At 60.2% G+C, this 24,436-nt stretch carries 20 protein-coding genes and 1 pseudogene; 12 read left to right on the plus strand and 9 right to left on the minus strand.

Translation table 11 applies throughout. The annotated features are described in order from the left end of the window. The first annotated feature begins 16 nt into the window (after window positions 1-16). The 6 genes from thiL to IAI51_RS12560 all read left to right on the plus strand — a co-directional run bounded on the left by thiL (window position 17) and on the right by IAI51_RS12560 (window position 4,330). Window positions 17-982 carry a thiamine-phosphate kinase gene (gene thiL / locus IAI51_RS12535; RefSeq protein ID WP_187678782.1) on the plus strand — a complete coding sequence of 322 codons (966 nt, stop codon included), beginning with the start codon at window positions 17-19 and terminating at the stop codon, window positions 980-982. Continuing rightward, complete coding sequence (locus IAI51_RS12540; protein WP_007910933.1) at window positions 979-1,482, plus strand: phosphatidylglycerophosphatase A; 504 nt, start codon at window positions 979-981, stop codon at window positions 1,480-1,482. The genes thiL and IAI51_RS12540 overlap by 4 nt, the downstream gene beginning before the upstream one ends. A 37-nt stretch (window positions 1,483-1,519) precedes the next feature. Beyond that, window positions 1,520-2,257, plus strand: a complete 738-nt coding sequence (locus tag IAI51_RS12545; protein ID WP_187678783.1) for a substrate-binding periplasmic protein — start codon at window positions 1,520-1,522, stop codon at window positions 2,255-2,257. Between the two features lie 239 nt (window positions 2,258-2,496). Then, window positions 2,497-3,114, plus strand: coding sequence for a GTP cyclohydrolase II (gene ribA / locus IAI51_RS12550; protein ID WP_095188498.1), 618 nt, complete (start codon window positions 2,497-2,499; stop codon window positions 3,112-3,114). After that, window positions 3,111-3,530 carry an MFS transporter gene (locus tag IAI51_RS12555; protein ID WP_187678784.1) on the plus strand — a complete coding sequence of 140 codons (420 nt, stop codon included), beginning with the start codon at window positions 3,111-3,113 and terminating at the stop codon, window positions 3,528-3,530. Before ribA ends, IAI51_RS12555 begins: the two co-directional genes overlap by 4 nt. Continuing rightward, window positions 3,530-4,330, plus strand: a complete 801-nt coding sequence (locus tag IAI51_RS12560) for a cobalamin-binding protein (RefSeq protein ID WP_187678785.1) — start codon at window positions 3,530-3,532, stop codon at window positions 4,328-4,330. The genes IAI51_RS12555 and IAI51_RS12560 overlap by 1 nt, the downstream gene beginning before the upstream one ends. Before the next feature lie 15 nt (window positions 4,331-4,345). Here IAI51_RS12560 and IAI51_RS12565 read toward each other — a convergent pair whose 3' ends face one another. The 5 genes from IAI51_RS12565 to IAI51_RS12585 form a co-directional block, all read right to left on the minus strand. Further along, window positions 4,346-6,232: a TonB-dependent receptor domain-containing protein gene (locus IAI51_RS12565; RefSeq protein WP_187678786.1), complete on the minus strand. Its 1,887-nt coding sequence runs from the start codon at window positions 6,230-6,232 to the stop codon at window positions 4,346-4,348. Between the two features lie 133 nt (window positions 6,233-6,365). After that, window positions 6,366-8,264 (minus strand): 1-deoxy-D-xylulose-5-phosphate synthase, encoded by a 1,899-nt coding sequence (gene dxs / locus IAI51_RS12570; protein WP_187678787.1) that lies wholly within the window; start codon window positions 8,262-8,264, stop codon window positions 6,366-6,368. 91 nt (window positions 8,265-8,355) lie between these two features. Further along, window positions 8,356-9,243, minus strand: a complete 888-nt coding sequence (ispA, locus tag IAI51_RS12575; RefSeq protein WP_187678788.1) for a (2E,6E)-farnesyl diphosphate synthase — start codon at window positions 9,241-9,243, stop codon at window positions 8,356-8,358. Then, window positions 9,240-9,482: an exodeoxyribonuclease VII small subunit gene (locus tag IAI51_RS12580; RefSeq protein WP_003228627.1), complete on the minus strand. Its 243-nt coding sequence runs from the start codon at window positions 9,480-9,482 to the stop codon at window positions 9,240-9,242. The genes ispA and IAI51_RS12580 overlap by 4 nt, the downstream gene beginning before the upstream one ends. Before the next feature lie 89 nt (window positions 9,483-9,571). Continuing rightward, a complete protein-coding gene (locus IAI51_RS12585) occupies window positions 9,572-10,717 on the minus strand; it encodes a Fic family protein (protein ID WP_187678789.1) in 1,146 nt (381 codons plus the stop codon). A 277-nt stretch (window positions 10,718-10,994) separates the two neighbouring features. Here IAI51_RS12585 and IAI51_RS12590 point away from each other — a divergent pair, with 277 nt between their 5' ends. From IAI51_RS12590 to IAI51_RS12615, 6 genes are read left to right on the plus strand one after another with little or no spacing between them, the layout of a single operon-like run. Continuing rightward, window positions 10,995-11,786 (plus strand): YfaP family protein, encoded by a 792-nt coding sequence (locus IAI51_RS12590; RefSeq protein ID WP_187678790.1) that lies wholly within the window; start codon window positions 10,995-10,997, stop codon window positions 11,784-11,786. Window positions 11,787-11,824: 38 nt separating this feature from the next. Further along, window positions 11,825-13,537: a DUF2138 domain-containing protein gene (locus IAI51_RS12595; RefSeq protein WP_187678791.1), complete on the plus strand. Its 1,713-nt coding sequence runs from the start codon at window positions 11,825-11,827 to the stop codon at window positions 13,535-13,537. Then, on the plus strand, window positions 13,522-14,172 hold the full coding sequence (locus IAI51_RS12600) for a DUF1175 domain-containing protein (protein WP_187678839.1): 651 nt from the start codon (window positions 13,522-13,524) through the stop codon (window positions 14,170-14,172). Before IAI51_RS12595 ends, IAI51_RS12600 begins: the two co-directional genes overlap by 16 nt. Beyond that, window positions 14,169-18,743, plus strand: coding sequence for an alpha-2-macroglobulin family protein (locus IAI51_RS12605; protein WP_187678792.1), 4,575 nt, complete (start codon window positions 14,169-14,171; stop codon window positions 18,741-18,743). Before IAI51_RS12600 ends, IAI51_RS12605 begins: the two co-directional genes overlap by 4 nt. 1 nt (window position 18,744) lies before the next feature. Beyond that, the gene (locus IAI51_RS12610; protein ID WP_187678793.1) at window positions 18,745-20,364 is read left to right on the plus strand and encodes a DUF2300 domain-containing protein; all 1,620 of its coding nucleotides are present in this window, start codon (window positions 18,745-18,747) and stop codon (window positions 20,362-20,364) included. A 3-nt stretch (window positions 20,365-20,367) separates the two neighbouring features. Continuing rightward, window positions 20,368-21,180 (plus strand): YfaP family protein, encoded by an 813-nt coding sequence (locus IAI51_RS12615; RefSeq protein ID WP_187678794.1) that lies wholly within the window; start codon window positions 20,368-20,370, stop codon window positions 21,178-21,180. A 9-nt stretch (window positions 21,181-21,189) separates the two neighbouring features. Here the strand turns inward: IAI51_RS12615 and IAI51_RS12620 are convergent, their stop codons facing one another. From IAI51_RS12620 to IAI51_RS12635, 4 genes and pseudogenes are all read right to left on the minus strand, one after another. Then, entirely contained in the window at window positions 21,190-21,621 is a 432-nt protein-coding gene (locus IAI51_RS12620) for a hypothetical protein (RefSeq protein ID WP_187678795.1), read from the minus strand. Between the two features lie 341 nt (window positions 21,622-21,962). Further along, window positions 21,963-23,048 (minus strand): macro domain-containing protein, encoded by a 1,086-nt coding sequence (locus IAI51_RS12625; protein WP_187678796.1) that lies wholly within the window; start codon window positions 23,046-23,048, stop codon window positions 21,963-21,965. Next, window positions 23,045-23,689: a DUF4433 domain-containing protein gene (locus IAI51_RS12630; protein WP_187678797.1), complete on the minus strand. Its 645-nt coding sequence runs from the start codon at window positions 23,687-23,689 to the stop codon at window positions 23,045-23,047. The genes IAI51_RS12625 and IAI51_RS12630 overlap by 4 nt, the downstream gene beginning before the upstream one ends. Then, window positions 23,690-24,265, minus strand: a pseudogene (locus IAI51_RS12635) (DarT ssDNA thymidine ADP-ribosyltransferase family protein). Window positions 24,266-24,436: the final 171 nt, after the last annotated feature.

The raw sequence follows: 24,436 nt of genomic DNA on the forward strand, positions 1-24,436 counted from the left end.
TGCGCTTGAGTTCCCAATGGGCGAGTTTGAGCTGATCCGCAATTTCTTCGCCGCCGCGCCCTGTGCGCAGGGCGGCGAGGGCGTTGCACTGGGGATCGGCGACGACTGCGCCTTGCTGGCGGTTCCTTCCGGGGAACAGCTGGCGATTTCCACCGATACGCTGGTGGCCGGCGTGCATTTCGCCGACCCCTGCGATCCGTTTCTGCTCGGTCAGCGCTCGCTGGCCGTCGCGGTCAGCGATCTGGCCGCCATGGGCGCCACGCCCGTTGCCTTTACCCTTGCCCTGACTGTGCCGACGGTGACCGCCGATTGGCTGCAAGCCTATGCCCGTGGTTTGAACCGCATGGCGCAGAGCTGCGGCGTGGCATTGGTCGGTGGTGATACCACGCGCGGGCCGTTGAGCTTGACCGTCACCGTGTTCGGCCGCGTCCCGGCCGGTCAGGCCTTGACCCGTAGCGGCGCGCAGCCGGGTGACTTGCTGTGTGTCGGCGGTGAACTGGGCAATGCCGCCGGTGCGTTACCGCTGGTATTGGGCCAGCGCGACGCCGCGTCGGACATCGCCCAGCCGCTGCTCGATCACTATTGGTCGCCGCAACCGCAACTGGCCCTCGGTCAGGCGCTGCGCGGCAAGGCTACTTCCGCACTGGATATCTCCGATGGCCTGCTCGCCGATTGCGGCCACATCGCCCTGGCGTCGAAGATGCGGCTCGAGATTGAACGCGAGCGCGTACCGTTGTCGGATGCTTTAGTGGCGTTTCTCGGCCAGCGCGGCGCCGAACGCGCGGCGCTCAGTGGTGGCGATGATTACGTGCTGGCCTTCACGTTGCCGTCTGTCGAGTTGCCGGCGCTGCTGGCTGCCGGTTGGCCGATCCATGTGATCGGTCGCGTGGCAGAGGGGCAGGGCGTGGTGCTGCTGGATCGAGACGGCCACGACATCACCCCGCAAATCCGGGGTTATCAACATTTTCAGGAGACACCGTGACAGATCACCCGAAACAGGTTCCGGCCGAATTCGTTCCGCCGTCTGTCTGGCGCAATCCCTGGCATTTCCTCGCGTTCGGCTTCGGTTCGGGCACCTTGCCCAAGGCGCCGGGCACGTGGGGCTCGTTAGTTGCGCTACCCTTTATCCCGTTGTGGCAGATGCTGCCCGACTGGGGTTACTGGCTGATGCTCGGGATCACCATGCTGTTCGGCTTCTGGCTGTGCGGCAAAGTGGCCGACGATCTGCGGGTGCACGACCACGAAGGCATCGTCTGGGACGAAATGGTCGGGATGTGGATCACCCTGTGGCTGGTGCCGGAAGGCTGGTACTGGTTGCTCGCGGGTTTTCTGGTATTCCGCTTCTTCGATATTCTCAAGCCGTGGCCGATTCGCTGGATCGACCGGCATGTCCATGGCGGCGTCGGCATCATGCTCGACGACGTGCTGGCCGGGGTGTTTGCCTGGCTGGCGATGCAGGGACTGGTGTGGATTTTCGCCTGACCTTGCGGGGCCCAGGCGTCAAGTGAGGTAACTAGGGATGGCTGGACGCTGGTTGGTGCTATTGGTTTTTGCCCTGCTGGGCACAGTGGCCAGTGCGCAGGAATCAGTGCCAGCGCCCTCGGTCATCCACCTGGCCAGCGAAGACTGGGAAGACTACACCGCCGCCGACGGCCATGGGCTGGGCTGGGATATCTTGCGAAAGGTGTTCGAGCCGGCCGGGGTGAAGCTGAATATTCGCACCGAGCCGTACACCCGTTCAGTGGGGCTGGCCCAGCGCGGCGAGGTCGATGCCTGTGTCGGCTCTTATGATCAAGAATTCAGCGAACTGCTTTATCCGCGCTGGAATTTCGACACCGACCACGTCTACGCGCTGGGCCTTGCCAGCAATCCGGCGCCAACGCCGGAAACCTTGGGCAGTTACCGACTGGCTTGGGTACGTGGCTACGACTATCAGAATTATTTGCCCAACGTGCGCGGCTATAACGAAGTCGTCCGGCGTACCGGGATTCTGTCGATGCTGACCCACAATCGCGCCGACTATTACATCGACGCGCTGACTGAGATCGACTATGTGCTCAGCCGGGCCAGGGATCCTTCGCAGTTCCGCACCACTCATATCGCTGAATTGCCGCTGTACCTGTGTTTCGCCAATACGCCACAAGCGCGGACGTTGATGGCGCTGTTTGACCAGCGCATGGAGCAACTGGTGAAAAGCGGTGAGCTGAAGCCGGTATTTGAGCGCTGGAAGCAGCCGTATCCGTTTAGTTCGCCCTGACGCGAAACCCCTGTAGGAGCTGCGGCACGCTGCGATCTTTTGATCTTGATCTTAAAAATCAGGATCAAAAGATCGCAGCCTCGTTTCACTCGACAGCTCCTACAGCGGTCCATGTTGTCCGGGAGTCATCAAACTTTTTGATCGTTATGCCCGATAATTCAGCCTAAGCGTCTGTAGGAACCTGCTGTTACAATGCCGCCCAGCGAATCTTCAGACTTTTTTAGATCAGGAGCACACCGGTGCCTGTCGTTTTTGTCGCCGCTTCCAAGCTGCCAACGCCTTTTGCGCAATTCACCATGCACGGTTTTCTCGATGAAGCCACCGGCCGCGAGCACGTCGTGCTGAGCCTGGGTGATTTTGCCGACGGAGCCCCGGTACTCGGCCGATTGCACTCCGAATGCCTGACGGGTGATGCCTTGTTCAGCCAGCGTTGCGACTGCGGTTCGCAACTTGAGGGCGCGCTCAAAGCCATCGCTCGCGAAGGTCGTGGCGTCCTGCTGTACCTGCGCCAGGAAGGTCGAGGCATCGGTCTGTTGAACAAGATCCGTGCCTACGAGTTGCAGGACGGCGGCGCCGACACCGTTGAAGCCAACGAGCGTCTTGGCTTTGCCGCCGACCAGCGCGATTACGCCATGTGCCTGCCGATGCTGGAACATCTGGGTGTGAAATCCCTGCGTCTGATGACCAATAACCCGCGCAAGGTCAAAGCCTTGACCGACATGGGCATCGTCGTCGCCGAGCGCGTGCCGTTGCACACCGGCCACAACCCGCACAACAAACTGTACCTGGCGACGAAGGCCAGCAAACTCGACCACATGATGGGCAATGAGCATCAGGGCGAGGTAGACCGCGCGTGACTCGCGGTCAGGTGCGCCGTCGCCTCAGCGTCGACTGGTGGAAATACCTGACGCTGGCGCTGGTGCCGTTGTTCGTGCTCAACGCCGTGTTCGGTCAAAGCGAGGCGATCCTGCCGGTACTGGCGATGCCGTTCTTTATCGCCGGTGTCGCCTCGATGTTTGTCAGCCTGAAATTTTTCGGCCGCTACAAACATGCGCTGATCGCCACGCAAAAAGTCCTCGATACCCCGGATGAGCCGACTGCATGGATCGCGCTCGCGGCGCGGCGCCGAACTGCCTTTCTCGCCGCGGCGTTGCCAGCGTGGATCGGTGCTTTGGCTGTGTTCGTCGGTCTGGAGGCGGTACCGCTGATGCTGCTGGCCTTGTCCACGGCGGTGCTGTTCTACCTCTACCGTATCCCGCGTCAACTCGGCTGATGCGCCGTCTCTGGCTGGCGGTTCTGCTGCTGGCCATCAGCGGGTCGACGCTGGCCGCTCTGCGCGTGGTCAGTCTCGCGCCGTCTCTTTCTGAAATCGTCGTTGAGCTGGATTCGGCCGATCTGTTGGTTGGCGTGCTGGATGCGGGCGAGCGGCCTGCTGCGATTGCAAATGTACCCTCAGTCGGTCGCTATGGCCAACTCGACATGGAGCGTTTGCTTAGCCTCAAACCCAACCTGCTGTTGCTCTGGCCCGGCAGTGTCGGCCCGGCGCAGCGTGACCAGCTCAAGCGGTTGAACATCCCGACTTACGTCGCCGAGCCGCACAGTCTGGAAGAGCTTTCTGCGCAGATCGAAGCCATTTCTTCTCAACTAGGCCGGCCCGAGCGCGGGGTGAAACTGGCTGCGGATCTTCGCAATAAGTTGGGAGATCTGCGCCAGCGCTATCGCCGGGATACGCCGCTGAAAGTGTTTTATCAAGTCTGGGACAAGCCGCTCTATACCGTCGGTGGTGGGCAGATCATCAGTGATGCGCTTGAGGTGTGTGGTGCGCGCAATGTCTTTGGCGACCTGAGCCCGCCGGCACCGCAAGTGAGTGTCGAAGCGGTGTTGCAGCGTGATCCCGAGGTGATTCTCGCAGGTGATCAGGCGCAGCTTGAGGCGTGGAAGGCTTGGCCGCAGGTGGCAGCGGTGAGGCAGGGGAAACTGCTGTTGGTCACCGATAAAGGCCTCGAACGCCCGAGCGGCCAAATGATCGACGCAACCGCCAAGCTCTGCCAAGTGATCGCACCAGACAAATAATCCCTACAGGGAATTTCAGCGCAGCTCAGGCGTCCAGGTCACCCCAAACACCCACGCCCGACCTTCCTCACGATAGCCATACTGACTGCCGTCGTAACTGTAGTTCGCCCGGCTGTAACCCTTGTCCAGCAAGTTATCGACCTTCAGATCCAGCTTGATCTCGCGGTTCAGCGCCCAGCTGCTACGCAGCCCGAGCGTACCGTAGCCACCCAGTGGCTGAGTGTTGTTCAAGTCGTCGTAACTGGCGCTGACTAATTGCCAACTCCCGCCGAGGCTCAATCGATCGAACTGACGGTCCATATCCCAACTCAATGTACGCCGCGCCCGCCGCGCCAGCGTGTGACCTGTATCACGATCACGCGGATCGATAATCGCCACGCCGAGATTGCTCTGCCAGCCAAACAGCTCCTGCTTCAGCGCTGCTTCAAAGCCATTGATTCGTGCCGAGGCCACATTTTCCGGCCGCGAGTTGCTGCCGAAGATAATCGCGTCTTCCAGATCGGTGCGGTACAGCGAAGCTTCCAGTCGAGCGCTGTCACTCAACTGGCTGCGCCATTGCAGTTCGTAGCTCTTGGAGGTTTCCGGCTTCAGGTTCGGGTTGCTGAAGTCCGGGTAGTACAGGTCATTGAAGGTCGGCGCGCGGAAGCCCTCGCTGTAGCTCAGCAGCAAATCGTTGTCCGGGTTCAGCGGCAGGGTGAACGTGCCGCTCCAGGTGTTCTGGCTGCCGAATTGCTGGTTGTCGTCGTGGCGCAGGCCGAGTTCGGTGGAGAAGCTGTCGGCCTGATAACGATGCTGGATGAACGCGGCGCGGTTCCAGCGACTGTCCTCATCGAACGCAGTGCTGCTGTTGACTCGGTCTTCATACCAGTCGCCACCGAGAATCAGGCTGTTGCGCGCGTCCAGGGTCAGGTCGTTCTGCCAGTTCACCGAGTCGCGGTAGGTGTTGAACACCGTGCGCTCGTCGCTGAGCTTGTCGAGGGTCTTCTCGCGGTTTTCGCTGTGGCCGAATTCGACGCGGGTTTTCCAGATGTCGTTGACCCGGGCATCGACGTAGCTGCTGACGCTGCTGACATTGAAATCGCTGTAGGGCTGCTGCTGATAGGACGTATCCGTGACGTAGTCATAACGGCCAAACGGGCTGTCGTATTCACTTTTCCCGCGGTTATCCAGCAGGTTGGCGCCGACTTCGATGTCATCGGTCAGCGCATGGCTGAGGCTCAGGCTGACGGACTTGTTGCGGTAGGCGTCATGATCGCCGTCGCTCGGATACGACGCGTGGGTGCGGTCGAGGCCGGCGGTTTCATCGAGGCTGGCGCCGAGGTTGAAGCGGGTTTTGTCATCGCCACCGGACAAACCGAGACTACGTTCCCAAGTCTGGTTGCTGCCGAAGCCGACGTGCAGGCGTGGCTGCAGACCTTGTTCACTGCCGCGCCGGGTGAAGATCTGAATCACCCCGCCAATCGCATCGCTGCCGTAAATCACCGAGCGCGAGCCGCGCAGCACTTCCACGCGCTCGATCTGTTCGATGTTCAGGTGTTGCAGGTTGCTGTCGCCGGAAGTGGAGCTGCCGATGCGCTGGCCATCAATCAGCACCAGGCTCTGCGCCGACTGTGTGCCGCGAATGTAGATCGCCGGCAGACTGCCGCGCCCACCGGCCTGCGCCACTTGTACGCCCGGCACTCGACGCAGCAGGTCCGGCACATCGCTCGGTTGCAGGCGGTCGATGTCTTCGCGGGTGAATACAGTGTTGGCGGCGCTGCTGTCGTTGCGTGCTTCGACCTGGCGGTTGGCGGAGATCAGCGTGTCCGGCAGTTTCAGGGCCTGATCGCGTTCGAAGGTATCTGCGAGGGCGCTGGCGGTTGGCAGCAGAAGGAAGGGCAGGGCGTGGGAGGTACATGGCAATCCATGGTTTATGCAAAACCCTGTAGGAGCTGCCGGAGGCTGCGATCTTTTGATTTTGCTTTGAAAGGTTTTGAAGCTACCGAAGATCAGGATCAAAAGATCGCAGCCTTCGGCAGCTCCTACAGGGGGACTGTCAGCCAGCGAGCAGTGCCAGACGTTGTCGGATCGAAGCTTCGATCCCGGCCTCATCCAGTCCGCATTCCGCCAGCATCTGCGCAGGCTTGGCGTGCTCGACATAAACATCCGGCAAGCCCAGGTGCAGCATCGACTTGAGGATGTTCTCGCGTGCGAGAAATTCGCTGACCGCGCCACCGGCGCCGCCCATGATCGCGTTCTCTTCGATGGTGACCAGCAACTCGTGGCTGCCGGCAATCTCGCGTACCAGCTCTTCATCGAGCGGTTTGACGAAGCGCATGTCGACCACGGTAGCATCCAGCTTCTCGGCGACTTTCAGCGCTTCGGCCAGTTGCACACCGAACACCAGCAGGGCGACTTTGCTGCCCTGGCGACGGACGATGCCTTTGCCGATTTCAATCGGCTCGAGGTCTTTCTCGATGGTTGCATTCGGGCCGCTGCCACGCGGGTAACGCACCGCCGCCGGGCCGTTGTACAGGTGGCCGGTGGTGAGCATTTTGCGCAGTTCGTTTTCATCGCTCGGGGTCATGATGACCATGCCCGGGATGCAGCGCAGGTACGACAGATCGAAGCTGCCGGCGTGGGTCGGGCCGTCTTCGCCCACTAAACCTGCGCGGTCGATGGCGAACAGCACGTCGAGGTTCTGTACCGCTACATCATGAACGAGCTGGTCGTAACCGCGCTGGAGGAACGTCGAGTAGATCGCCACCACCGGTTTCGCGCCTTCGCAGGCCATGCCGGCAGCGAACGTCACCGCGTGTTGCTCGGCAATTGCCACATCGAAGTAGCGCAGCGGGAAACGTTCGCTGAACTCCACCAGATCCGAGCCTTCCTTCATTGCCGGGGTGATCCCGACCAGGCGCGGATCAGATGCAGCCATGTCGCACAGCCATTCGCCAAACACCGCCGAATACTTCGGCCCGCCAGCTTTTTTCGGTGCAGCGGCCGGAGCGTCGACAGGTTCGAGCTTGGTAATCGCGTGGTAACCGATAGGGTCGACTTCCGCCGGGGCGAAGCCTTTGCCTTTTTTGGTGACGATGTGCAGGAACTGCGGGCCTTTCAGATCGCGCATGTTGCGCAGTGTGGCGATCAGGGTCGGCAGGTCGTGGCCGTCGATCGGGCCGATGTAGTTCCAGCCCAATTCTTCGAACAGCGTGCCGGGAACCAGCATGCCTTTTGCGTATTCTTCGGTGCGGCGGGCGATTTCCCAGGCGCCGGGCAGGCGCGACAGCACTTTTTTGCTGCCTTCACGCATGCTCGCGTAAGTGCGGCTGGAAAGGATCTTCGCCAGATAATTCGACAGACCGCCGACGTTGCGCGAGATCGACATGTCGTTGTCGTTGAGGATCACCAGCATGTTGGCGTTGACTTCCGGCGCGTGGTTCAGCGCCTCGAAGGCCATGCCTGCGGTCAACGCGCCATCGCCGATCACGGCAATCGCCTTGCGATCACTGTTTTGCAGGCGGGCGGCAATCGCCATGCCCAGCGCTGCGCTGATCGACGTGCTGGAGTGGCCGACGCCAAAGGTGTCGTACTCGCTCTCGGCACGACGCGGGAAGGCGGCGATGCCGTCCTTCTGGCGCAGGGATTCCATGCGCTCGCGGCGTCCGGTGAGGATCTTGTGCGGATACGCCTGATGACCGACGTCCCACACCAGCCGGTCGTCCGGGGTGTCGAAGACGTAATGCAACGCGATGGTCAGCTCGATGACGCCCAGGCCGGCACCGAAATGCCCACCGGTCTGGCCGACCGTGTAGAGCAATTCCAGGCGCAACTCATCAGCCAGGGTTTCCAGCTCGGCTTCGCCTAACCGGCGCAGGCCGTCCGGCGTGTTCGCGCGGTCGAGCAGGGGCGTGGTCGGGCGCTTGCGGGGAATCTCATGAAACGTCGTGGGCATCAGGCGAATCGTTATAGGTATAAAAGATGCGGCAGTTTACCTGATGCATCGCCCCCTGCCCACGCGTTGGTCTTTTTTGGCTGAATCGCCGTCAGTTGCGCCGATCGACGATATACCGGGCCAACTCGCGCAAAGGCTCGGCCGCCGCGTCAAACGGTCGCAGGGCGTGCAGCGCCTGATCGCGCAATTCCAGGGCGTAGGCCTTGGCGGCGTCCAGACCCAGCAGGGCCGGGTAGGTTGGCTTGTCGCGGGCGATGTCGGCACCCTGGCGTTTGCCGAGGGTCGCGGTATCGCTTTCGACGTCGAGAATGTCGTCCTGCACCTGAAAGGCCAGGCCAATGGCCTGTGCATAAGTTTGCAGGGCTTTCAGTTCATCCTTTTCGGCACGGCCGCTGGCCAGGGCGCCGAGTTTGACGCTGACTTCGATCAACGCGCCGGTCTTGTGCCGGTGCATCTGTTCGAGGGCTTTCTGATCGAGTTTGAGGCCGACCGAACCGAGATCGATGGCCTGACCACCGACCATACCCGCCGGGCCTGCGGCTTGAGCCAGAGCCGTGACCATTTGCAGTCGGATGTCGGCGTCGAGATTGCTCAGATGCGGATCGAGCAAGGCGCTGAACGCCAGGCTCTGCAAGCCGTCACCAGCGAGGATCGCGCAGGCTTCGTCGAATTTTTTGTGGGTGGTCGGCTGGCCGCGACGCAGATCATCGTCGTCCATCGCCGGCAAATCGTCGTGAACCAGCGAATACGCGTGGATCAGTTCAACCGCGCACGCTGCGCCGTTGGCCTGCTCAGCCTTGCCACCGAGCGCTTCGCACGCGGCGTAGGCCAGCAGCGGACGCACGCGTTTACCGCCGTTCATCACGCTATAGCGCATGGCCTCGTAGAGACGCGCCAGCTCCGGCAGCGGGGCGTTGAACAGGCTTTCCAGCGCCGCGTTGACTCGGGCCTGGCTGGTCGCCGAATACGCTGCAATCATTCTGGCTGTTCCGCGTCGAAGGGTTCCTCGGCGAGTTCGCCATCGCGCTCCAGCAGCACTTGCACTTTCTGCTCGGCCTGGGCCAGCGCTGCCTGGCAATCACGGGTCAGCCCGATGCCCTGCTCGAAAGCGGTCAGCGAGTCTTCCAGCGACAATTCACCGTTCTCCAGACGTTCGACCAATGTTTGCAGGTCGGCGAGGGACTGTTCGAAATCCAGTGCAGCTTTTTTGCGGGCCATGGCGGCAGTTTCCGGTTGACGTTAAACCGGCGCGACACTAGCAGATAGGGGGTTTATGGGCAAATGAGCGGGGGGTGACCGCAGATGGATCAATGGGTGGATTCGCCTGGATAGCGGATCTGATAGCGAGTGCTCCTCCCGCCGCCCGGAAGTCGTTGCAGGCAGCCTTTGTCCAGCAACTCCGCCAGATGTCGGGTAGCCGTTGCCTTGGAGACTTTCGCCACACTTTGATATTGCGCCGCACTGATGCCGTGTTCGAAACCGCGCTCCCCGCCGTCGAGCAAGCGATTGAGCACTTTAATCTGCTCCATCGACAGTTCGGATTCACGGTGCGCCTGCCAGAAACGCGACTTGCCCAACATCCCCTCGATCCGCGCGATGGCTTGTTGCAGGCTGCGCAGCAAGGTTTGCAAGAACCATGTCAGCCATTCAGTGATGTCCAGCGTAGCTTTCTGGCTGGATTCCAACGCTCGGTAATAGCCGCCGCGATCATCGAGGATGCTGGCCGACATGGCATAAAAACGGATCGCCCGTGCTTCACCCTGAGCCAGCGTCAGATCGGTGATGGTACGGGTAAGGCGCCCGTTGCCATCGTCGAACGGGTGCAGCGTGACAAACCAGAAGTGCGCGATGCCCGCTCGCAGCAAAGGGTCGAGACCAACCTGACGCTGGCTGGCCTCAAACCACTTTAGAAAATTGTCGAGTTGCTGCTCAAGGCCTTGTCTGGGCGGGGCTTCGAAGTGCACGGTCGGACGATCAATTCGCCCGGAAACCACTTGCATTGGCTCCTCGCCACGTAGCGCACCGACATTGATTGCGCGCGAAGAAAAGCCTGTTTCCGGTTCCGGAAACAGCCACTCATGCCATTCCAGCAACCGATCCAGCGTCAACGGCTCATTGAAACGCCGGGTTGCATCCAGCATCAATTGCGCCAGACCTTCACTGCGCTCACTGACTTTATCGCCATCGACTACTTCCAGGCCCAGGCGCCGCGCCAATGACGAGCGAACTGAACCGACATTCAACTGCTCACCCTCGATGGCTGAGGACGTCACGATGTTTTGCAGCAACGCATCCAGTTCAGTCTGAGCGCTCAAAGAGTTACCCACTGATCCGGCCATGCCCATCAATTGACCTTGTGCCTGCACGCACTCACGCAGCAACGGCGTCAGACGCTCCGCCTGCCATTTGAAATCGGACCAATCGGGTTGTTGCCAGATCCAGTTCGTAGCCATTGGATGCCATTCCTGAGTGCGTGAGCCGAATAGAAGCGCTATTCGGCTCATTTTGTGAGCCGAATATGACGCCTATTCGGCTCATCGTCCACCCGGCGCCGTGATTCCTACCGCAAAAGCCGATGTATCCGATTGTTAAAAAACTGCCGAATGGCTAATCTTCGCGCCTTCTACGACCCGACAGTCACGGGTCTTTCAGACGAAACGCAGTGTTCACCGCTGTGAAGTACCGAGGATCGGGTGCAAGGTTTCGTTCAGGCATGGCAGGAGGCAATACATGCGTTCATTTCTTTTGCTGCTGATCGGCCTGGCCTGCGCGCCTGCGCTGCTGGCCGCGCCGACAGCGGAAATGTCCGAGCCGGTGGGCGGCTGGCGTTATCACGGGTTGCTCGATCGCACGGAAAACCCGCAAGTCGCCTATCCCACGCCGCCAATCGATCGCGGCATCCAGCGCAATCGCACGATGATCCAGGGCCAGCTCAAGGCCATCGGGCATATGCGCCCGCCGCACAGTCTCGCCGTGAATGGCAATCCACTGAATCTGTACACCGACGACCAGGGCCGTTTCGCCCGGCCCTATGCGTTCGGCGCCGGTTCCAACAGCGTCGAGGTGATCAGCGCCGAGGGCCAGTCGCTCAAGCGCGTGCAATTTTATGAAGCAAATAACCTGCGCACGCCGGCGAAAATTCGTCTTGTCTTGGGATGGGACGATCCGAAAGCCGAGCTCGATCTGCACATTGTCACGCCCGATGGCCAGCATGCCTTTTGGGCGCGGCCGGCGCTGAGCAATGGCGGCGGGCTCGACCCGGATGGCGTCGATGGGCCCGGCCCGGAAATGTTCACCATGACCGCGCCGCTGCATGGCACCTATCTGGTTTACGTCAACTATTGGGGCAACTTTGGCAACGGCGGCTATAACTTCGAGGAGACCAGCAACCAGAACGAGGTGATCACCTCGCAAATCACGCTGGTGCTCAACGAAAACACCGTCGACGAAAAACGCGAAACATTCATCGTGCCCCTGCGGGCGATCGGTGATCTGCTGCTGGTCAAGACTTTCAACTATTAAGCATCCCGCTCCACGGATGAACTTCGGGTTTTGTGAACATGAGTGATAACGCTGCTTCTCCGGCCGTCCCGACACCTGCCGGCAAACCTTCCCGGCGCTGGCCGGCACTGCTGATCGGATTGGTCCTGGTGGCCGGCGTGGCGGGAGGTTTTGGCTGGCTGCTGCTCAAGCCCAAGGCGCCGCCGGCAGAGCTTGCCAGTGACAAACTCGGTCTGAGCCGCCCCGACGCCTTGCTGGAAACGCACTCCCTGAGTCAGTTGCCCAAGGACTTGCTGACGGTGCCATTTCTCAAGGCCACGCTCACCGAAGATTTCGTCTTCTATTACGAAACCCACGCCGATCGCCTGGGCTTGATCGGCAGTCTGCGCCGGATCATCTACGAGCATGACCTTAAGTTGCAGGACAGCCTGATCGAACAGCTTTTCGATCAACCGGCAGACGTCGCGTTGTGGCGTGGTGCCGATGGCCGGCTCAAGGATTTCCTGCTGGTGATGGATCGCGGCGGTCTGGCCAAGCTGCTGGAGCCGTTGGCAAAGGTCGCGCTGGATGATTCGCAGCTAAGCGTGTTGGGCAACCTCAAAATCGGTAGCGACGAGGTGCCGCTGTACCAGCTCAGCTACAACGCCAGCAAATCGCTGCTGTTCGCTTCGCGCGGCGACAAACTGGTGGTGCTCTCCAATCCGAACAAGTACTACGACTCTGACAGCGGCACCCAAGAGGAGCCGGGCCACGTCTCTTCGCAAGCGCTGGCCGCGCTGCTCAACGGCGAAAAACTGTTCCCTGAGGCTTTCGGCCTGCCGGCGAAAACCCCGGAAACCAAACAACGTCTGTCGGTCAACTCCAGCGTTCTTGCCATGGGCTACCAACGCTTCATTCCGAACTTCGCCGGCCTGCGTTTCGACATGGACGACAAGGGCTGGCACAGCTACCTCGCCATGGATGAGCTGGAAAACCAGCCGGACTTCGATTTCAAACCGGTCTGGCAAGCCATGCCGCTGGGCGCGAGTGCCTGCGTGACCCTGCCGGTAGCAGCCGAGCCGCAGAAACCGTTGCTGGTGAAACTCGGTGCCGAAGACGCCGTGGCGCAAAAACTCACCGAACACGTGGCCGGCGCGGCGGGCCTGTGCTGGTACGCCGATTCGCGGCTCTACACGCCGTTGCTGGTCGCCAGTCTGAAAGACGAGGACAGCAGTAAACTCGATGGCGATCTCGGCAAACTGTTCGGTTCGATGGTCGGTGCCTTCGAATCCAACGTCGAAGAAAACGTCTTTCCGGTGGTTGAGAAGCAGGAAGGCCAGAGCCACCTATGGCAGCGCCAGGTCAGCTCCAATTTCGGCCCGTACGCCGCCAAGACTGCCGATAATCCGGACGCCATCAGCGGCAAGGCTTTCATGAAAGTCAGCCTCGCGCGTCACGGTTCGACGTTGCTGTTTTCCCTCGACGACAAACTGGTCGACAAAGCCCTCGGCACCCTCGACAAGCGCTTCCCGCCGATGGCCGACGTACTGCCCAAAGATGTGCTGATGCCGATCTACTTCGGCCCGGATTCCATGGCGCAACTGATGCAGCAGGAAACCCTCGACAGCCTGCCTCAGGACATGGAACCGGTGTTTTACAACGCCGCGCAAACCTACCTGATCCCGAAACTGCGCACCCTCGGCGGCTACGGCAAATATGCCCTGACCCTGCCTGAGGGCAGCGAGCCGGACGGCCACTGGCAATGGCTGCCGCTGGAATGGAAAGCGCTGTGACGGCACTGATTCGCAGCCTCGGCCTGCTTGCGCTGTTGCTTGGCGCGGGTGCTCGCGCCATGGAAGCCCCGGCGCTCGATCCGGCGCAGTCACAGGTTTTCCGCGCCTGGTTCGTGCGTATCGCCCAGGAGCAACTGAGCCAAGGCCCGAGCCCGCGCTGGTATCAGCAGGATTGCGCCGGGCTGGTGCGTTTCGCCGCCAATGAAGCGCTGAAAGTCCATGACGACAAATGGCTGCGCAGCAATGGCCTGTCCAATCGCTATCTGCCGCCGGAGCTGTCGCTGAGCGACGATCAGCGCAAGCTCGCCCAGCAATGGCAGCAGGGCGGCGGCAAGGTCGGGCCGTACGTCAACGCGATCAAACTGATTCAGTTCAACAGTCATCTGGTCAGCCGCGACGTGTCGCAGGCGCGGCCCGGTGACCTGATGTTCTTCGATCAGGGCGACGACCAGCACCTGATGATCTGGATGGGCCGTTACATCGCCTATCACACCGGCACCACCACCCCCACTGACAACGGCATGCGTTCGGCAAGCCTGCAGCAACTCATGACATGGAAGGACACCCGATGGATACCCGACGCAGCCAACCCCAACTTCATCGGCGTCTATCGACTGAACTTTCTCTCCCAATGACCGGTGCCCGCATGTTGCGACTCTGCGCAAAAATTCCCCTGTTGCTGGCACTTCTGCTGCCGCTGGCGACTGTTAATGCCGAAGATTCGGTGGAGCCGAGCGGCTACACGCCAGTGTCCGGTGAAAGCTTTTTCCTGCTGGCGGACAGCAGCTTTGCGGCCGACGAACAGGCGATGGTGCGCCTTGAAGCACCTGGCCGCGACTATCGCCGTTTCCGCATGGAGCCTTACGGCGGCGCCGATATTCGCGTGTACCGCATCGACAAGCCATTGGACTTCCTCAAGCGCCAGAAGAACCTGCACCGCGTGGTCAGCGACGGTCAGTTCAAGGGCGAAGGCCTGTCCAACACCCTCGCGTATCTGTGGGACAACTGGTACCGCAAATCCCGTCGGGTGATGCAGCGTGCGTTCTCCTATGAATCGCGCAAACAGGTCACCGAAGAAGTGCCGGAACTGAAGATGGGCGACGCCATCGCCGCACCGACACCGTATGACGCACAGCCTCAATTCGCACTGATTCCGGGTCTGCCGGTGGTCAGCCAGTTCCGTTATCCATTGTGGCAGGCCAAACCGATTCAACCACCGGCCGGGGTCAATCTGGCCGGGTCTTCCAGTGACTTCGTCAGCGTCGCGCCGGGCAACGTCTACATTCCGTTGGGCAACCTGAAACCGGGTCTGTATCTGGTCGAAGCGCTGATCGGCAAGTACCGCGCCACCACCATGGTCTTCGTCTCCAACACCGTGGCGGTGAGCAAGATTGCCGGTGATGAATTGCTGGTCTGGGCCGCGCGCAAACACGAAGGCAGTTCGGTGCCGAAGGTCAATGTGCTGTGGACTGACGGCCTCGGCGTAATGAGCAGCGGTGCCACCGATGCGGACGGTTTGCTGCGTCTGAAACACGTCAGCCCCGAGCGTTCGTTCGTGATCGGCGAGGACGAGGAGGGCGGTGTATTCGTCTCCGAGAACTTCTACTACGACAGCGAAATCTACGACACCAAACTCTACGCTTTCACCGACCGGCCGCTGTATCGCCCGGGGGATTGGGTATCGCTGAAAATTGTCGGTCGCGAGTTCAAGAATGCGCGGGATTCGGTGCTGCCGGGGGCGGCGGATGTCAGCGTCAGCGTGCTCGATGCCACCGGCACCGAACTGCAACACCTCGATCTGAAACTTGATTCGAAGGCCGGTACTCAGGGCCGTTTCCAGTTGCCGGACAACGCCGTGGCGGGTGGGTACGAGATTCGCTTCAACTACAAGGATCAGGCCTACAGCAGCGCCTTCCGTGTGGCCGAATACATCAAGCCGCACTTCGAGATTTCGCTGAACCTGGCCAAGCAGGATTACCGCACCGGCGAGCCGGTCAAAGGCAGTCTGGTGCTGCTGTACCCGGACGGCAAACCGGTGGCCAACGCCAAATTGACTCTGAGCCTGCGTGCCCAGCAATTGTCGATGGTCGACAACGAACTGCAATACCTCGGGCAATTCCCGGTGGAATTGACCAGCACCGAACTGACCACTGACAGCAAAGGCAACGCGACCCTCGATCTGCCGGCCGCCGACAAACCGAGCCGATACATGCTCACCGTGTTCGCCAGCGATGGTGCGGCGTATCGGGTCAAGACCACCAAGGAAATCCTCATCGACCGTGGCGCTGCGAGCTTCCGCTTGAGCGCGCCGCAACGCTTCAGTGCGGTCAACGACAAGGTCGCGTTCAGCTATGCCAACGAGGGCGGCACCGAGCAAAGCAAAGCGGTCACGCCGAGCAGCTACAGCTGGGTGCGTCTGGAAGATCAGAGCACGGGCGAAGGCAAACTCGCGGCGACGGATAAAGGCTTCAGCCTCGCGTTTGAACGTCCAGGCACCTACAACCTGACTCTGAAGGATCAACACGGCCGTGTCCTCGGTGCCACCGGTCATTCGGTCACTGGCGACGGCGTCAAAGCCGTGCCGGGCACCGTGGAAATCGTCCTCGACAAGCCTGAATACAAGGCCGGTGATGAAGCGCTGGCGCTGATCACGTTCCCCGAACCGGTGAGCGATGCCTTGCTGTCACTGGAACGCGACAAGGTCGAAGCCACCGCGCTGCTGGCCAAGGGCGGCGACTGGTTGAAACTGGAAAAACTCAGCGACACCCAATACCGCGCGCGCATTCCGGTGAAGGACAACTTCGCGCCGAACCTGACCTTTTCCGTGCTCTACACCAAGGGCGGGCAGTACAGCTTCCAGAACGCCGGGATCAAGGTGATTGCGCCGCAGATCGACGTGGCGATCAGCACTGACAAAGCGGTGTATCTGCCGGGCGATACCGTCACCGTTGATCTGACCACGCAGTTCGCCGGCAAAGCCGTACCGGCGCACCTGACCGTCAGTGTCGTCGACGAAATGGTCTACGCGCTGCAACCGGAAGTCGCGCCGACCATCGACCAGTTCTTCTACCACCCGCGCCGCAACAATGTGCGCACCAGCGCCAGTTTGTCGTTCATCAGTTACGACGTAGCGTTGCCGGGCAGCCCCGGTGCACCGGGCAAAGCCAATCGCAGCGAACGCGGGGTGAAAGTGCTGGAGCGTCCGCGTCGTGAAGATGTCGACACCGCCGCATGGCAGCCGGAATTGCTGACCGGTGCCGATGGCAAAACCCGTTTCACCTTCAAGATGCCGGACTCGCTGACCCGCTGGCGCATCACCGCGCGGGCGATAGCCGATGACGGTCAGGTCGGGCAGAAGAAGCAATTCGTCCGTTCGGAAAAACCGCTTTACCTGAAGTGGAGCGGGCCGAGCAAATTCCGCAAGGGCGATCAGCCGCAACTCGGCGTGTTCGCTTTCAGTCAGGCCGAGAAACCGGTCAAGGCTGAACTGGTCACTCACTACGCTGGCGCCGAACAACGCCTGCCGGTGACCCTGAACAACGGCATCAACTATCTGCCGCTGCCAGCATTTGCGCTAGCTTCGGGCGAGTGGACGGCGGAACTGGTGCAGGACGGCAAAACCGCTGATGCCTTGGCGGTGCGCTTGAGCGCGACCGGTGATGGCTGGCAAGTGACGCAGACTCAGAATCTCGATGTGGCCAGCGGCGATACGGCGCTGAGCCTGCCGGCAGACGCCACCAACATTCGTCTGCGTCTGGATGACAGCCCGCAAGCGCTGTTCCGTTCCGCTCTTGATGATCTGCTCAGCTATCCATATGGCGGCGTCGAACAGACAGCCAGCCGTTTGCTGCCGCTGAGCATTGCTTATCCGTCGCTGGCATCGAGCCCGCAGATCCGCGATCGCTTGCGTCTGATCATGCAGAACAGCCGTCTGCGTCTGGTGCAAATGGCCGGGCCGTCCGCGAGCTTCACCTGGTGGGGTTACGACGGTGAGCCGGATGCGTTCCTCACCGCTTACGCCTATTACGCCGACTGGAACGCCAGCCAGGTGCTGGAGCTGACTCTGCCGCCGGAGCACTGGCAGCGCGTGCTGGAGGTGTACGCCAAGCAGGCGCCGAACACGCCATTGCTACAACGTGCGCTGATTCTGTCGTTCGCCAAACAGATGCATTTGCCGGTCAACACACTGCTCAGCGGTTTGATGGACGATCTGGCCAAGGCCGGTGAAGGCAATGCTGAAACGATGATGGACGATGGCGCAGACAGCTTGGTGATGAGCGAGCCGGATTCGGCGCTCGGTCTGGCGGCGGCGAGGGTCTTGACCGCTTCGCTGGCCACTCAGGCAAAAGTCGCGTTGCCGGATGCCTTCAATCGTCAGGTCGGCGCTGCGCAACAGCGTCTGGCAGTGAGCTCGCAGCCGTTTGCCGAGGCGCTGAACCTGTCCCTGCAACCGTTTGATCAGGCGCGTGCGACGGCGTTGTTGCAACGTCTGCTACCACAGCAATCGCCCCTCGAACGCGCGCTGGCGCTGACGTGGCTGCAACGCAGCATCGCCCAGGCGTCGCCGACCATCGCGCTGACCCCGGGCGAAGGTTGGAAGAAAAACTATGGCGCAACCGGTGAGATGTACTGGACGTGGCAGGGCGCGACCCCGGTGCCGAGCGTGTTGACAGTGTTCGGGACTCAGGAGCGTCCGCTGCGTGCAGCGTTGAGCTTCCAGACCCAGCAACCGGCTGTCGATCCAATGGCCGTGACCATCACCCGTCGTCTGTCGCGTCTGGTGCCGGGCGACGAAGCGTTCACCTTCAAACTGGAGCCCGTCGGCACTAAACCGCTGTCCAGCGACAGCCTGTATCTGGACGAAGTGATCCTCACCAGCAAAGCGCCGAAGCCGCTGCGCTACGGCATGCTCGAAGTGCCGCTGCCACCGGGCGCCGATGTCGAACGCACCACGTGGGGCATCAAGTTGCAGGGCAAGGACGGCACCGAGCCGACCGCGCTGGAGAAGGCGTGTTTCGAGCCGGGGCAACTGGCTTACGCTGTGCCGGTGGATGCGCTGAGCGGCGAATTGCGCCTGCGCCATCTGGTGCGTTTCTCGCAGAAAGGCCAATTCAATCTGCCGCCAGTGCGTTTCACTCAGGTGTACGCGCCGCAGCATCAGGCCCAGGAAGCGAAAGCCGCTCTCGGTCAGGTCACGGTCAACTGATATGCCCCGGCCGCTGCTGTGGCTGCTGATGTGTGTGATTCCTGCGCTGGCGACGGCGCAGGATGAGCCGTTGCGCGTGGCTTACAAGGGTGAGTTGTTGTCGTTGAGTCAGACGCAGTTGATCGCTCGCGAACCGTTGCCGTCGTCGCTGGATACGCCACTGGGCAGTCTGTGGAAGCTGTTTGTCTATGCGTGGCTGGTGGATACCGGCGCGCGGGAACCGGCTTATGAATGTCGCGGGCAGTCGAAAGAGGAAGTCTATTGCTGCTCGGCGGGCGGCAAGATCGAGCGGGATCAGGCGCTGGTGAAGTCGTGCGGGTTGTATTTCGAGCCTGCGCGACTGGGGATTTCTGCCAGCGATTGGCGCACTTACTGGCAGGCGCGAAAGGCGCCGGCGTGGTTGCTGGAATTGCCTTCGGTGCAACCGGCCACGCGGGTTTCTGTGGCTGACTTGCTGAGGGTTTTGTCTGCGCTTCCCGCTCAAGATCAGATGCGCCGTGTGTTACTCGACGTGGTGTTGAACGCCGCCGACGGTAATGTCGTCGGTGAGCTCGGCGGTCGCCTGCGGGTGAAAACCTGGAGCTGGCTCGGCGATCAGGACCCGCAATCGCGGCAGGGCGGGTTTGCCGGTTGGACGGCGGACGGTTCGCCTGTGTGGGCGGGTGGGCGTGGCACCAGTCAGATGGTTTTACGGCATTACGGAACTGCACTGGCGACGGTGCTGCCAGCGGCGTGGCCGGCAGATACGGGGCGTTGCGTTGAGGTCGGCCTGTTCTCGCGCTATCCGGTCGTGCGGGTTTTGGCTGGTGACCGTGCGGTGACTTCCGGCCCGCTGCAGGGCGGCTACCGCGTCGAATTCGCCAACGGCAATGCGCTGGATATCCACAGCGACGGCGAACTGTTTCTGCTCAACGACAAACTCGTCGCAAGGCTTGATCGCGAAGAATACGTCGCCCGTGTCCTTGAGCGCGAAGCCAAACCCGAACCTGCTGAAGCCGCGAAGGCCCTCGCCGTGGCGATCCGCACCTACCTGCTGCAAAACGCCACACGCAACGGCGACTGCCTGAGCATCGACGACAGCAGCAATCGCCAGCGGGTCGCCCCGCGTCCGGCGTCCAGCGAATCACGCAACATCGCCGCATGGACCGCGGATCTGGTCCTTGCCGGCAGCACCGTCACCTATCACTCCGATCAACCCGGCCCGGACAAACTGGCGTGGCAACAAGCTGTCGAACAAGCCAACGCCGGCCAACGCTACGACGCAATCCTGCTGCACGCCTATCCACGCGCCAGCCTCAGCCGCTGGGACAACCCGGTCGCCTCCTGCGAAGCGCTGCCCGCCGCGCAAGACTGGCTGCAGAAGCAGCGTCGCGGCTGGCGCCCGAAGCTCGAAAGCGAAACCGGCTACAACGAAGTCAGCACGTTCGCGGTGTGCAAACTCGCTTTTGGCCGACCCTTCGTCGACCGCGAACGCCAGCGCATTTACGTGCGCGGCGTGCTGACCCTGCAGGATCGCCTCGACCTGACTCACGAATATTTGCACCTGGCCTTTGAAGCACATCCCAACGGTCAGGATGAAACCTACATCGAAGGGCTCGCCCGTCACCTCTTGCTGGAATAGACCATGACACTCCGTTATCCACAGGTCTTGCTGTTGCTCTGCACGTTGACCGCGCTATCGCCGGCAATGGCCGCCGACAGCGTCAAAATCGACACCCCGGTCAGCGGTTGGCGCAGCGGCTCGCCGGGCGGCGAGGGCGAAAGCTTCCGCCAGACCGTCAACTACCCGGCCTCATCGGTAAACACCCCGATCGGCCAGGCCGACACCGCACGCATCAGCGGCCAGATCAACACCACGCCGAAGAACAATGAGCCCGGCCGACTGATCGTCAACGGCGTCAGCATGCCGCTGAAAATCGACCCCGCCGGCCACTTCGACCGCCCGTTCTCCTTCCCCAACGGCAGCAACAGCGTCGAAGTCCGCAGCCCCGACGGCAAGCAACGCCACCGCACCCAATTCCTTAACACCAGCGGCGGCGCCACCCCGCCAAAACTGCGCGTATTGCTGGCCTGGGACAGCGACGGCACCGACCTCGACCTGCACCTCATCACCCCCGACGGCGGCCACATCTGGTACGGCAACCGCGTCGCGGACAACGGCGCCGGCCTGGACGTCGACGTGACCACCGGCTACGGCCCGGAAATCTTCGCCATGCCGGCGCCGATCAAGGGGCAGTATCTGGTGTATGTGAATTACTTCGGTGGTGGTTATCGCAGTGATGAAGATGGCGAAGCCGATGCGGTGCAGGCGCTGACCACGGCGCAGGTGACAGTGATTACCGAGGAAGGGACGCCTAGCGAGAAGATGGAGACTTTTCTGATCCCGATGCGGGCGGTGGGGGAGTTGACGTTGGTGAAGTCGTTTAGTTATCCCTGAAATACCTGATCATTTAGGAAAAACACCGCACAGTGCATTGCCTTGGTAACCGTGAACGATCGGCCCCAGCACCATGAGTGGGCCACAGGCGTAGAGCGGGGATGACACTGTTTGCTTCGTGTTGAGCAGAACGGTCTCTCTCCCGAATTCGTCACTGCCGAAGGATTGCTCGGAGTACGAATGGCAGACCGGCAGCTTCAACGGCACCGGGATAACCAGCGCCCATACAGTGATTCCGCACCATTCACGGGTGGGTGTTGATGTTGCTGTTCTGGTTATTTGCGGTGTGATTGAACGGTAGCTCTGCGCTTTGTAGGCGTCAGTTTTCAGGGTGACTTTTTCTGGGAGGGAGATGCCTACCCCGACGCATGCGGATAGGCAGAGGCATAGAGTTGTTGCGGTGGCAGATTTCAGGTGTGAACTCAGAATGCGGGGGATCAAATTTCAACTTCCTTGTGGAGTCATTCTCGGACTTATAGCTTGGCTAACTGTGGACTTCGGCTAACTCCGGGCAATGGAGCAATCGAAAACCAAATGCTTCAGAAAGCAATATACGCCAGGGTGCAGGTCCCGATAAAAACTAGGTACAGGGCCGCAAAAATAAAATGCGTCCAAGTGTCCGGAATAATTTCTGAAGGGTCAGCAGAATCGTACTGCCCCCCGACAACTTCACCTTTCTCAACCCGTCATAATTCGCCGTTCCTGAGGACTGCTCTTTCCGCGGGAGATGGGAATTGTGCAGCGGGGCCTGCTGAACAACTCCCCGGCTAACAGGGAATCACTCAGGCCGCTAATTCAGGTCGGAAACTGCTGGAGGTCAGGCGCTTGAGCGCAATATCAAGTGCCTGATCATCAAACAGTTTGCTCTTGCGAGCAGCAGCACCAGCGCCACCGTCCCAATGCTTCAACGCCTCACGCACTGCAGGAACGGTCGCAGACACGCCTTCCTGGCTTAGCAACCAATCGACTGTCGCCAACAACTCCATACCGAATGGCGATTCAAAACCGTCAATCAACTCGGCAGTGCGTTCTAAAGCCTGGGAGTATTCCTTGGCCTCAGTCTTCAGATACGTCTGCAAAAAGGCTTTGCGCTCTTGATCAAACCAGATCACATCGCTAATGCCAGCGTCACTGATGCGTTTGTCACAGTGCAGATAACTGCCATCGAGGTTATCGAGCAGATGTTCCAGCCGGTTGGCGTACGGCCCATATTTGTGCGCGACAAACTTCAGATTCAGCGGGTTCTCGGTATCCGGCAACTGCTCGATAGCGCGCTCAAGAAACCAGGCCAGCTTCTGGATCTCCAGCAGACTGCACTCCATGCCTAACACCCAGTAGCGACGAACCAGTTCGGCGATAAGCGCGCGCGCTGGCGTGAGCTTTTCTACGCCCGAACGTTTGGCGACGTTCAGATACTGGTTCGAGGGCTCGAATACCAACACATCAGCGTCCAGGTCCCCCAACACTTCGACAATCTGCTCACGGACTTCAGGCCACTTCAAACCGCCGTTACCAGCACCCAGAGGCGGGACGGCGACGGATTTCACGTCGTTCTCAAGCAGAAACCGACGCAGATCATGCAAGCCTTCAGTGATCCACACCATTTGAGACGGAGAACGCCAATGGCGTTTGGTTGGGAAGTTCACGATCCAGCGAGGGCCATCGAGCTCATTGGTGGCCGTCACATGCATCTTGCCGGTTTCTACTTCCTTCGCCTTGCACGCTGCAGCATAGAGACGGTAATTCTGCGCAAAGCGTTCTTTGAACATCAATGCGATGCCCTTGCCCATCACGCCAACGGTATTCACCGTGTTGACGAGGGCTTCGGTTTTGGCTTCCAGCAGGTTGCCTTGGGTAAATCTGATCATTGGAAATACCATTTGGGGCGCGCATGAACCGGCAACGTCAGGCCTCTAGCGGCAACGTCTGCTTCTATGCGTACTTTCATTGCATCGGTGTGGCACATGATGCCCAGTAGTCCCGTAATCGGTAAGTGATGGTGAATCAGCGCCTCAGCCTGATAACGCTCCATTTTGCGAGGATCATCAGGATCGCGTTTGAAGTCGCGCCGTTGAAGGATAGACCAATCGATCTGGTCGAGATTCGCCAGATCGCTGTAATAGTTTGTCCAACTCGGATAGGCGTGCGCGTTTGTGAAGACAAACGGTAGGCCGAGCTCTTCAACGCGATACAGGCTTGAGACCAGAATCACGATCTCGTCATTGCTGCGTTGCTGAACACTCCACCCAGAATGAATGTTCTGCATCATCACCGAGAAGGGCGTGAAGTAGAAGGGCACGTAATCGGCCAAAACGCCATCCGGTGCGATAGGCACCTGACGGGAACGGCGCTTGTCGATCAAGTCGACGCTACCGATATTCACGTACTGAGGTGCCTGTGCTTCCGAGTTTGCGCAATGCAGACCGTTGTCCAGAATCCAGGGCAGGTTATCGCGATGGACGATACGCCAAATCAGAGCTTTCTCTGGATTCAGGCTGGTGTAGTTCATTTATAAGAACATTCCGGGATTCACGCTGATGGGAGTCGCAAGCTTTGCCACGCGCATTTTAGCCTCACAAAGCGAGCTGACTTCATCGTTGGGTGTATAAATCCTGGAAAAGTTTTTGGGGTTTACCACTTCCGGAGATAGGCATTCGGCCATGCAAACGCTTTTGCATTCCGGGTTCTGATAATCCCGAGTACTCATCAGCTCCCAATTAATTGCTTCAAAACCTGCGTTGTAATCGAGCAGTTGGATCGCATCATCAGCGAGTGGGTGCCGGGGAATAATTTTCCAATCGTTTTGTTTGGCAAATGATCGAAAGACGGAGATGAGGACGAACTTCTCTTTGGGCCGGCTGAGCTGTACCCGCCCATCAAACGGATTCGCAGCGAACCAGTGGAATGGCACATAGCGATCAAGATTGAGCGCTTAGCGCTTCTTGAGGATTTCGCTGTCTGCGACGTCGGTGAAATTTTCCAGACTGGCTCGAGGCTTTAGGCCTTCCTTAAAGATTCCATCCAGATTCTCAACGGAGGTGAGGTGGTAAACGAAGTATTTTTCCCTGATGTTTGCGTCCGACATAGTGGTCTCCTTGACCTGCACATCAACCTAAACTGAATTCAGTCCCGGCCTTACCCCGCGCTGATGTAACCCTCGATCCGTGGGGGTTGGTAGAACAGTCGCCGTAATTCTAGTGTGCCATCACTTTTGACCACAAGCCCAATGTGGAGATTTAGCTAGAAGGTTCGAACA

This window comes from Pseudomonas sp. N40(2020), assembly GCF_014472415.1.
Lineage (GTDB): Bacteria > Pseudomonadota > Gammaproteobacteria > Pseudomonadales > Pseudomonadaceae > Aquipseudomonas.

Excerpts from the sequence above, each read along its gene's own strand:
- thiL (WP_187678782.1), top strand. The coding sequence starts at position 17 with ATGGGCGAGTTTGAGCTGATCCGCAATTTCTTCGCCGCCGCGCCCTGT.
- IAI51_RS12545 (WP_187678783.1), top strand. The coding sequence starts at position 1,520 with ATGGCTGGACGCTGGTTGGTGCTATTGGTTTTTGCCCTGCTGGGCACA.
- IAI51_RS12560 (WP_187678785.1), top strand. The coding sequence starts at position 3,530 with ATGCGCCGTCTCTGGCTGGCGGTTCTGCTGCTGGCCATCAGCGGGTCG.
- dxs (WP_187678787.1), bottom strand. The coding sequence starts at position 8,264 with ATGCCCACGACGTTTCATGAGATTCCCCGCAAGCGCCCGACCACGCCC.
- ispA (WP_187678788.1), bottom strand. The coding sequence starts at position 9,243 with ATGATTGCAGCGTATTCGGCGACCAGCCAGGCCCGAGTCAACGCGGCG.
- IAI51_RS12580 (WP_003228627.1), bottom strand. The coding sequence starts at position 9,482 with ATGGCCCGCAAAAAAGCTGCACTGGATTTCGAACAGTCCCTCGCCGAC.
- IAI51_RS12585 (WP_187678789.1), bottom strand. The coding sequence starts at position 10,717 with ATGGCTACGAACTGGATCTGGCAACAACCCGATTGGTCCGATTTCAAA.
- IAI51_RS12590 (WP_187678790.1), top strand. The coding sequence starts at position 10,995 with ATGCGTTCATTTCTTTTGCTGCTGATCGGCCTGGCCTGCGCGCCTGCG.
- IAI51_RS12595 (WP_187678791.1), top strand. The coding sequence starts at position 11,825 with ATGAGTGATAACGCTGCTTCTCCGGCCGTCCCGACACCTGCCGGCAAA.
- IAI51_RS12600 (WP_187678839.1), top strand. The coding sequence starts at position 13,522 with ATGGAAAGCGCTGTGACGGCACTGATTCGCAGCCTCGGCCTGCTTGCG.
- IAI51_RS12605 (WP_187678792.1), top strand. The coding sequence starts at position 14,169 with ATGACCGGTGCCCGCATGTTGCGACTCTGCGCAAAAATTCCCCTGTTG.
- IAI51_RS12610 (WP_187678793.1), top strand. The coding sequence starts at position 18,745 with ATGCCCCGGCCGCTGCTGTGGCTGCTGATGTGTGTGATTCCTGCGCTG.
- IAI51_RS12615 (WP_187678794.1), top strand. The coding sequence starts at position 20,368 with ATGACACTCCGTTATCCACAGGTCTTGCTGTTGCTCTGCACGTTGACC.
- IAI51_RS12625 (WP_187678796.1), bottom strand. The coding sequence starts at position 23,048 with ATGATCAGATTTACCCAAGGCAACCTGCTGGAAGCCAAAACCGAAGCC.
- IAI51_RS12630 (WP_187678797.1), bottom strand. The coding sequence starts at position 23,689 with ATGAACTACACCAGCCTGAATCCAGAGAAAGCTCTGATTTGGCGTATC.